Origin of the sequence: Pseudomaricurvus sp. (assembly GCF_965662505.1) — a bacterium.
Taxonomy (GTDB): Bacteria; Pseudomonadota; Gammaproteobacteria; order Pseudomonadales; family Cellvibrionaceae; genus Pseudomaricurvus.
This window is the reverse complement of sequence record NZ_CBFIHX010000137.1, coordinates 1-8,242: the sequence shown is the minus strand read 5'-3', so window position 1 is coordinate 8,242 and position 8,242 is coordinate 1. Positions and strand designations below refer to the sequence as shown.

The 8,242-nt window shown below is 49.5% G+C and carries 10 protein-coding genes; 8 read left to right on the top strand and 2 right to left on the bottom strand.

Annotated elements, in window-relative coordinates:
- The 6 genes from ACTG33_RS14815 to ACTG33_RS14790 form a co-directional block, all read left to right on the top strand.
- On the top strand, nt 1-682 hold a 682-nt coding region (locus ACTG33_RS14815), incomplete at its 5' end, for an SDR family NAD(P)-dependent oxidoreductase (RefSeq protein WP_439135999.1).
- 30 nt (nt 683-712) lie between these two features.
- On the top strand, nt 713-1,474 hold the full coding sequence (locus ACTG33_RS14810) for an SDR family NAD(P)-dependent oxidoreductase (RefSeq protein ID WP_439135998.1): 762 nt from the start codon (nt 713-715) through the stop codon (nt 1,472-1,474).
- 12 nt (nt 1,475-1,486) lie between these two features.
- Nucleotides 1,487-2,005: a nuclear transport factor 2 family protein gene (locus ACTG33_RS14805; protein WP_439135997.1), complete on the top strand. Its 519-nt coding sequence runs from the start codon at nt 1,487-1,489 to the stop codon at nt 2,003-2,005.
- 85 nt (nt 2,006-2,090) lie between these two features.
- Nucleotides 2,091-3,212 (top strand): phosphotransferase, encoded by a 1,122-nt coding sequence (locus tag ACTG33_RS14800; RefSeq protein WP_439135996.1) that lies wholly within the window; start codon nt 2,091-2,093, stop codon nt 3,210-3,212.
- A 115-nt stretch (nt 3,213-3,327) separates the two neighbouring features.
- The gene (locus ACTG33_RS14795) at nt 3,328-4,101 is read left to right on the top strand and encodes an SDR family oxidoreductase (protein WP_439135995.1); all 774 of its coding nucleotides are present in this window, start codon (nt 3,328-3,330) and stop codon (nt 4,099-4,101) included.
- Nucleotides 4,102-4,200: 99 nt separating this feature from the next.
- Complete coding sequence (locus ACTG33_RS14790) at nt 4,201-5,004, top strand: NAD(P)-dependent oxidoreductase (protein ID WP_439135994.1); 804 nt, start codon at nt 4,201-4,203, stop codon at nt 5,002-5,004.
- A gap of 104 nt (nt 5,005-5,108) precedes the next feature.
- Here the strand turns inward: ACTG33_RS14790 and ACTG33_RS14785 are convergent, their stop codons facing one another.
- Together ACTG33_RS14785 and ACTG33_RS14780 are read right to left on the bottom strand one after the other, a co-directional pair.
- Nucleotides 5,109-5,597, bottom strand: a complete 489-nt coding sequence (locus ACTG33_RS14785) for a sugar O-acetyltransferase (protein WP_439135993.1) — start codon at nt 5,595-5,597, stop codon at nt 5,109-5,111.
- On the bottom strand, nt 5,598-6,863 hold the full coding sequence (locus ACTG33_RS14780; protein ID WP_439135992.1) for a glycosyltransferase family 4 protein: 1,266 nt from the start codon (nt 6,861-6,863) through the stop codon (nt 5,598-5,600).
- Nucleotides 6,864-7,212: 349 nt separating this feature from the next.
- Here ACTG33_RS14780 and ACTG33_RS14775 point away from each other — a divergent pair, with 349 nt between their 5' ends.
- Together ACTG33_RS14775 and ACTG33_RS14770 are read left to right on the top strand one after the other, a co-directional pair.
- Nucleotides 7,213-7,764 carry a glutathione peroxidase gene (locus ACTG33_RS14775; RefSeq protein WP_439135991.1) on the top strand — a complete coding sequence of 184 codons (552 nt, stop codon included), beginning with the start codon at nt 7,213-7,215 and terminating at the stop codon, nt 7,762-7,764.
- Between the two features lie 131 nt (nt 7,765-7,895).
- Nucleotides 7,896-8,242, top strand: a 347-nt coding sequence (locus tag ACTG33_RS14770; RefSeq protein ID WP_439135990.1) for a YajD family HNH nuclease, incomplete at its 3' end; no start/stop codon positions are given.

The window sequence follows — 8,242 nt, the reverse complement described above, 5'->3', positions numbered from 1 at the left end:
TAACGATTTTGTGGAAGAACGAGCCGAAGCTGTCGCTGAAGAAATTCGCGCTTTGGGCGTACCCGCCGTTGCTGTACAAGCCGATGTCGGCGATCTGGAATCCGTCCGTGCCGCGGCACAAAAGGCAGAAGAAACTCTCGGTCCCATCACCCTGTTGGTCAACAACGCTGGTAATGCCGGTCCGAATACCACCATGCGGTTATCCCCCCTGTTCTGGGAAACTGATCCCGAGGATTGGGACCGGTACTTCCACACCAATCTAAACGGCGTGATGAATTGCTGCCACGCTCTACTGCCCGGCATGGTTAAGCAACAGCGTGGTCGCGTGGTCACTGTCGTGTCGGATTCTGGTCGAGTAGGGGAGGCGCGTATGGCCGTCTATGCGGCTGCAAAAGCCGGTGCGGCAGGCTTTATGCGGTCGTTGGCGAAAGAAGCCGGCCGTCACGGCATTACCTGCAACAGCATCTCTTTGTCCTCGCTGGAACCTCCTTTACCGGAACCCCAGAAGTCCGAATTCCTGGCCAGCGATCAAGCCAAACACCATGTATCCCGCTATGTCATTCGACGCTTTGGTCAACCAGACGAAGTCGCCAACATGGCGCTGTTTCTCTGTTCAGACGCTGCAGCGTGGATTACCGGACAAACCTATCCGGTGAATGGCGGTTACGATTTCGCCCAGTAATTCTATTTCAATATTATCAAGGACAACACAATGCCCACTCCCAGCAATATGAACGGCAAGGTCGCAATCGTCACCGGTGCGGCCAGCGGCGTTGGCCGAGCTACCGCGTTATTTTTGGCCAAAGCCGGTGCGAAACTCGCAATTGTTGATGTCAATGCCGAGGCACTCGAGAGCACCGCAGAGGAACTGCGCAACCTAAAGACCGAAGTGCTAACGCTACCCGTCGACCTGTCTGACACCCGTCAGTGTCAGACCATCGTTGATAAAACCGTAGACACCTTTGGCCGAGTCGATGCCCTGTGTAATGTGGCCGGAGTTTTCTTGCCCACACACACCACCGATATGAGTGACGACGCTGTCGACCTCACCCTGTCCGTAAACTTGTCTGCACCGTTCAAGCTGATTCGCGCAGCCATACCACACCTGATCGAACATCAGGGAGCTGTAGTCAATGTCAGTTCCTGCTCTGCACATCCGGGTCAAGCTTATCTGGCTCTATACTCAGCCACCAAAGCGGCATTGAACCAACTGACAAAGTCCCTTGCCATGGAATATATGCACAAAGGCATTCGTGTGAACTCAGTATCCCCCGGAGGCATGATGACGCCACTGGCGGCCGGGATGCGAAACCTGCAAGACCCTGACCCGACGTTAATGGGCCGCATTGCTCCCCTGCGTGGTCTGGTCGAGGTAGATGACGTCGCTGAAATGGTCGCCTTTCTGGCCACCGATGCCGCAAAGGGTTACCACGGCGCCATTATTAATATCGATAACGGCATCACTGCCGGCTAAAGAGGAATCCCTATGACAACTCAATCCCAGTCAATCGAAAATTTGATCGCCAAAGATGCCATCCGTGACCTGGCGCTGTTGTACTCCCGCGGGGTCGACCGTAAAGATCCGGAACTGCTCCGCGACCTATACACAAAAGATGCTACCGATACACACGGTGATACATTCGATGGCACCGCCAGTGACTACGTGGACTTTCTGGAAAAAGCCTTTCCTTATATGCCCTACAGCGGGCACCACGTTTGCAATCATTTGATTTCAGTCGACGGCGATACCGCAGAAGGGGAGGTTTACGCCCTTGCGTATCATATATTGCCTGATGGACAAGGTGGCCACATCGAAGACTTTATGTGTGTGCGTTATTTGGATAACTATCAAAAGTGCGATGATGGCCGCTGGCGTTTTTCCAAACGGGTAGTCACTTACGATGTCCGTACTCAGAAACCAACCGATGCCAAATTGTGGGATCAGGGCGAACCAGGTTATGAACTTTTTCAGCAATCCCTCTTCAAACGCGGCATTCGCTCCTGACTGAAAATTTTCGAGACGGAGACGTGATAAGAAGTACTCATCGAATCGCATAAAAATAACATCATAATCATTTGGAGATTGCATCTTGCTAGCGACTGAACTGCCTACACGACCGGAAGATCTGACAGTAAGCTCCCTCAACGAGGTGATAAAAGCTCATACCCCTAACGTCTCTCTGGATAGTTTTGAAGTCGTTGAATCCCACTTGTGGGGTGAAGGGCAGGCATCCTCGGCTGGGCGGATTATTATCGAACCGACATACTCTTCCGCATCACCCGAAAACCTGCCCAGACGTATTGTAGTTAAAGTGGCTAAAAGTGCTCCTGGGGATAAAGTTGAAACGGGCGGTAGTGGTAGCGGACAGCTTTATGAAAATGAAGTTAACGTATACGCCCAGCTGCGTCCCGCCGACTTTATGATTTCCCCGGTAACGTTGGGCGGCCGTTTCGACCCGCAAACGAAAACGTTTATGTTACTTTTGGAAGACCTCCGCGATCGTGAAGCAGTGTTTCCCTCTGTCAAGACAGACATCAACATCGCACAGATGCAGTCGATGCTTGATCAGTATGCATCACTCCATGCCCGATACTGGAATCACCCAGAGTTCGGTCGCTCTATGGGCTGGCTGGAAGACCATACACGGGGCGCTATTCATGATTTGTTTACGTCGGACACAGTCGCAGGTTTTGCGGAATATCAGGTAGCAACTACGCAGTTCAAACAAGAAATGCTGCAACGCTTGCGCATGACGCCGAAAGAACTGCACGGGCAGTTTCAGCGAGCGCAAGCACATCAATCGACCCTGCCACAAACACTCTGTCACGGCGATGCGCACATTGGTAACACCTACCTGCTACCCAATGATCAGGTAGGTCTGCTCGATTGGCAGCTAAGCGCGAGAGGGTACTGCATGCACGACATCAGTTACATTATCACCACTGGCTTGTCCATAGAGCAGCGACGCACCCACGAACGCGACCTGGTGACATACTATCGTGAACAACTATGCGCTCGTGGTGTAACGGACGTTCCGTCGATGAACGATATGTGGTCGGAGTATCGCCGCGCGATGGCCTGGAATCTCTATATCGGCTGGCTGATTACACCGGTGGTTAATTACGGCTGGGATATTACCGTGATGGCAGTGTTACGAACTATAACGGCCTATGAGGATCATGAGACACACAAGGCACTGGCAGACATTTAGTCCGTGAATGCCATTCCCTCTCAATGTCACATTCTGAGGCAACTGACCGAACCACAACCCATGGGTGGTATGACCAACGGCAGATAGCAACAGATCAAACACAAAGGCTCTGCAGATGAACGATACACTTCAATCACTTTTCTCATTAAAGAATCGCGTTGCCCTAGTCACAGGGGGCACCAGCGGTGTGGGTGCTATGCTGGCCCGCGGATTGTTAATCGCTGGCGCCCGGGTATTTATTACCGGTCGTAACGTGCAAGCAGGAGAGAGCCAGGCCTCGGCGATGTCAGAGCTTGGCCCTTGCGAGTTTATCCAAACGGATCTGACTGACCCGCAAGCACCAAAACAGTTGCAAAGTTATCTCTCACAGCATGCCCCCGATCTAAGCATACTGATAAACAATGCTGGTATGACTGACCGGGCAGCCTGGGGAGAGTTTACAGAAGAGCAGGTGGATGAAATCCTGTCCCTGAACGTCAAGGCTCCTTTTCTAGTGGCTCAGGCACTTCACCCACTGCTGAAACAGAACGCCAGTCAACAGAGCCCCGCACACATCATCAATACTGGCTCGATTGCCGGTTTGAACTCTCATTCCGCGTCTTTTATATACGGCCCCAGCAAAGCAGCCCTGCACCATCTGACCCGAGTGCTGGCCAAATCACTGGGTCCCGACCACATTTGTGTCAACGCCATTGCCCCTGGCTTATTCCCCAGTAAAATGACTGAGGCACTGGTATCCAACAAGGAAAGACAAAAACAAACCACCAGCCGCACTCCGGCGGGGCGAATGGGTGAGCCCAATGATTTGGCTATCCTTATCATTGCCCTTGTCAGCAGTAGCTACATGACCGGCAACCTGATTCCCATTGATGGCGGATTGACGGTGTAAAGGCTCTTAGTTTATTGACGGCAGCCATGTCTTGCCGCAAACACGGTATTTAACTCGAAAACAACATTTCTGCAGATTAAGAATTCCAGGAGAACATTTATGAAGTGCGGCTTTATCGGACTGGGTAGCCAAGGCGGACCTATGGCTCAGCGTATAATCGACGGTGGTTATGACGTTGTACTCTGGGCAAGACGTCGTGAATCGTTAGAACCCTATGCCAACAGTGGCGCCACGTTCGCCAACAGTCTGGCGGAACTGGCTGAACAAGTGCAAATGTGTAGTGTCTGTGTGGTTGATGACGCGGGTGTACAGGCCGTGTGTGATACGCTGATTCCTAATATGGCAGCGGGAGGGGTTATCGTGATCCACTCCACGGTACACCCGGAACTTTGTCAGACATTAGCAAACCAGGCTAAAGCTCATGGCTTAACCTTGCTAGACGCTCCGGTTAGCGGTGGCGGTGAAGGCGCAGCCAACGGCACCCTCACCGTCATGGTAGGGGGAGATAGCGAGAGTGTAGAGTTTGTACGTCCGGTATTGGAAACCTTTGCCAGCACGATTGTGCATTTGGGTGAAGTCGGTGCAGGACAGATGGCGAAGCTGGTCAACAACTCAATGATGGCGGCCAATCTGGCGGTGTCTCATTACGCAATAGAAGCTGCCAAAACCTTAAACATAGACCCCCAGGCCTTTTCCGATCTGGTGAAAGTCAGCAGCGGTCGCAGCTTCGCGTTTGACGTGTGTGCCCGCATGCAAAAACCAGAGGATTTTAGCCATGGCGCTAAGCTACTGACCAAAGATGTGCGCTTGCTGGGCGAGTCGATGGGCACCAGTGACCCGTCTTTTGAATTTATCCGTCACGTAGCCACTACATTTTTAGATCTTTCTCTGGATCCCAAATAGGGTGCTCGACGAAATCTACACAAAGCCGGTGCCCGAAGCCTTTAATCCCTTTCTTATTTGGAAGAAACAATAGATAAGAAGAAGGATCATGGGATACGAAAGAATTATCTATCTTGCCGCACTACTTCATTGGCAGCAATGATCACCCCGTCACTGATGTTCACACCAGGAAAAATAATAGATCCACCGCCAATCCAGACATTATGACCAATGGTGACTGGCTTGGCGAAACATTCAGCGGTTTTCCGCTTTAGAGCATCGCGGGGATGATCCACCGTATAAATATGCACACCAGGCCCTAACAAAACGTTATCGCCAAGAGTGATGTTGGCACTATCGAGCAATACGCAGTTGAAGTTGATATAGACGTTTTCTCCCGTGTAAATGTGAGAGCCATAGTCGCACTGGAAGCCCGGCTCTATCACCACGCTGCCCACCCGCTCAAACAATCGCGTGATGTGTTTTAGATTACCCTTACTGGGGTGCGCATTGTATTTTGCACAAGCCATGCGAGCTTTTTCACGCAGCATGCGCAGCTCTGCATCAAGGGTATTGAACGGCAAGCCTGCCCGCATTTTTTCCAACTCTGTCATCTACACATCTTTCCACTTATTTTTTTCTTCAATCCATTGCGACATATATTTTGTACTTTTGTGTTGATGGTGCCTAAGCATCGCGCCGTTAAAATTATTCAATCGATGCGCATCCAAATTCGTCAAACAATTTTCCACGGCCTGATAGACGTGCTGCCAGTGTTGTTGTTTATCAAAACGCTGGTTGTGAATAACAAACCCTGCGGCCTGCATGGCTTGCCAATTTTCTGCCTGTTGATAAAGCGTCACGGCAGCTGCGGCCATACCTTCAGCAGAATCGTTAACGGTACCAGCAAAAGGGAGTTCGCCCGCAATACCTTCGGCGCCGATACTCGTGGTCACACTGGGTGTCCCAGAAGCCATTGCATCGGCTAACTTACCTTTTAAACCTGCGCCAAACCGCACTGGCGCCAAATTGACCCGTGCTTGCCGCATCACGGCTGTAGCACTATCGGCCCAGCCTTTTACTAAAAAACCTTGCCGCACATTGTGTAGGGCGGTCGCCTTGGGCGGCGTATACGATCCGTAAATATGCAATTCAGCATCAGGTAATTGTTTGCGAATCAATGGCCATAATTGTTGTTGCAAAAACAGCACAGCATCCCAGTTAGGCGGATGACGGAAGTTACCGATGGTAATAAAATGTTGCCGTTGGTCAAACCCTGGTAATTGTTGTTGCTGTGTCGGCGTTACCGGCTCCAGCATAAAAGGGCAGTAAATCAACAGCGCCGGATCTACACCAAAGCGCTGGGTAAGCAGCTGCAACTCAAACTCAGAGATAACCAACGACAAGTCACAGCGATAAATGGACGCAATCTCACGCTGGGCTAATTCAGTAAACAATAGCTGCGGTGTTAGTTCCGGGTTGATTTGCTGATGGGTTTTGAAGTGTCCATGGCGCGCATGCCGCACACAAAATAAATCTTCGGTATCCAGTATGCGCAAAGCTCTCGGGCAATGCTGCTCCACGCGCCAGCCAAATTGTTCCTCCATCATAAAGCGATCAAACAGCACCACGCCGGGATTAAGTTCAGCGAGGAATTCATCAAAGCTGGCATTATTGAGTTCGATCTCGGCGCTAGCTATACCAAGGGACTCAAGACATAAGCCGTGTTCTGATTTGGCCGCAGGGCTTGCAAAGGTTACCTGCCAACCTTTCTCGAGAAATAACTCCAGCAAAGCCTGCATATGCGACCCCGCAGCGGAGGAGTTCGGCTCGGGCCAGACATAGCCAATCACTAAAAGTGTGTTATTAATGCTGTTCATTACCAATCAATCACTTTATCTATCAATCCGGTATAGTATCCAGCAAACACACATCCGCCAACAGGCTAGCGGTGAAGTTTCCTAAAAGGCTATTAAGGAGAACAAAGTAAGGAAAACAAAGGGGTTAAATTTTGATCAATCTTATTATCTCCAGTTAATTGGATTACTGCAATTTTTCCAGATTAACTAGTAAATAAAGATTTTGGGGTGCCCAGACGACCAAGAATCAAAAGGCTTGTGCCTAATCCCTGAAAACATCAAATTTCGTGGTTTGTACTTTAATTGATGCTTATAATCATCTCACGATTTTTCAATGGTTTTAGTTAATCAATCAAAATAAGGAAGCAGCATGAGTAATATTTATGACATCAACGTTAAGACCATTGATGGTGAAAGCGTCAAACTGGAAAGGTTTTCGGGTAAAACATTACTCATTGTAAATGTTGCCTCAGCCTGTGGCTTAACCCCCCAGTACGAAGCACTGGAAGCGCTGTATGAAGCACATAAAGATCAAGGTTTGGAAGTGTTAGGTTTTCCCTGTAATCAATTCGGCGAACAGGAACCAGGCACCGAAGCAGACATCAAAGAATTTTGCTCCATGAAATTTGATATTAAATTTCCAATGTTTTCTAAAGTTGAAGTCAACGGTGAAAACCAACACCCTCTTTACAAACAGTTACTGAGCGCCATCCCTGAACGTACTGCAGCACCCGAAAGCGGGTTCGAAGAGAAGATGAAAAGCTATGGTAAAGAAGTCAAAGACGGTGCGGTAATGTGGAATTTTGAAAAGTTTCTGGTTAACACTAAAGGTGAGATCATTGGCCACTTTTCACCCGATATGACACCTGATCACCCTATTTTGGCTTCAGCGATTAATACGGCTATAACGGCTGATAGATAGACACTTTAAGCTCTGGCTCTTCGGTCAGGGCTTTCACTGTCGTTATTATCGCGGTTTCATTCCTTATACTTTTATCACAAAGATTCCTCATCCTCTTATCATAAAGACAGGAACAGGCACCGCTCAGAACTATGAATAAAAAATCTACCTTCGACCAAGTTCGGGCCGAACAGTTGAAATACAACGCTAAACGAGCTAGTGGTTATCGAGAACAGGCGCTGAAGCTATTCCCTCATATTTGCGGCCGCTGTGCGCGGGAATTTTCTGGCAAGAATCTATCAGAGTTAACCGTTCATCATGTCGATCACAACCACGATCACAATCCACCGGACGGTAGCAATTGGGAACTCTTGTGCCTGTATTGCCACGATGAGGAACACTCCAAATACGAAAACCTCGTGCGCTATGGCAGTAGCAAAGATAGTGAGAAAGCTCCAGCTACCTATAATCCCTTTGCAGATTTAAAAGAACAAATGGA

Excerpts from the sequence above, each read along its gene's own strand:
- ACTG33_RS14810 (WP_439135998.1), top strand. The coding sequence starts at position 713 with ATGCCCACTCCCAGCAATATGAACGGCAAGGTCGCAATCGTCACCGGT.
- ACTG33_RS14805 (WP_439135997.1), top strand. The coding sequence starts at position 1,487 with ATGACAACTCAATCCCAGTCAATCGAAAATTTGATCGCCAAAGATGCC.
- ACTG33_RS14795 (WP_439135995.1), top strand. The coding sequence starts at position 3,328 with ATGAACGATACACTTCAATCACTTTTCTCATTAAAGAATCGCGTTGCC.
- ACTG33_RS14790 (WP_439135994.1), top strand. The coding sequence starts at position 4,201 with ATGAAGTGCGGCTTTATCGGACTGGGTAGCCAAGGCGGACCTATGGCT.
- ACTG33_RS14785 (WP_439135993.1), bottom strand. The coding sequence starts at position 5,597 with ATGACAGAGTTGGAAAAAATGCGGGCAGGCTTGCCGTTCAATACCCTT.
- ACTG33_RS14780 (WP_439135992.1), bottom strand. The coding sequence starts at position 6,863 with ATGAACAGCATTAATAACACACTTTTAGTGATTGGCTATGTCTGGCCC.
- ACTG33_RS14775 (WP_439135991.1), top strand. The coding sequence starts at position 7,213 with ATGAGTAATATTTATGACATCAACGTTAAGACCATTGATGGTGAAAGC.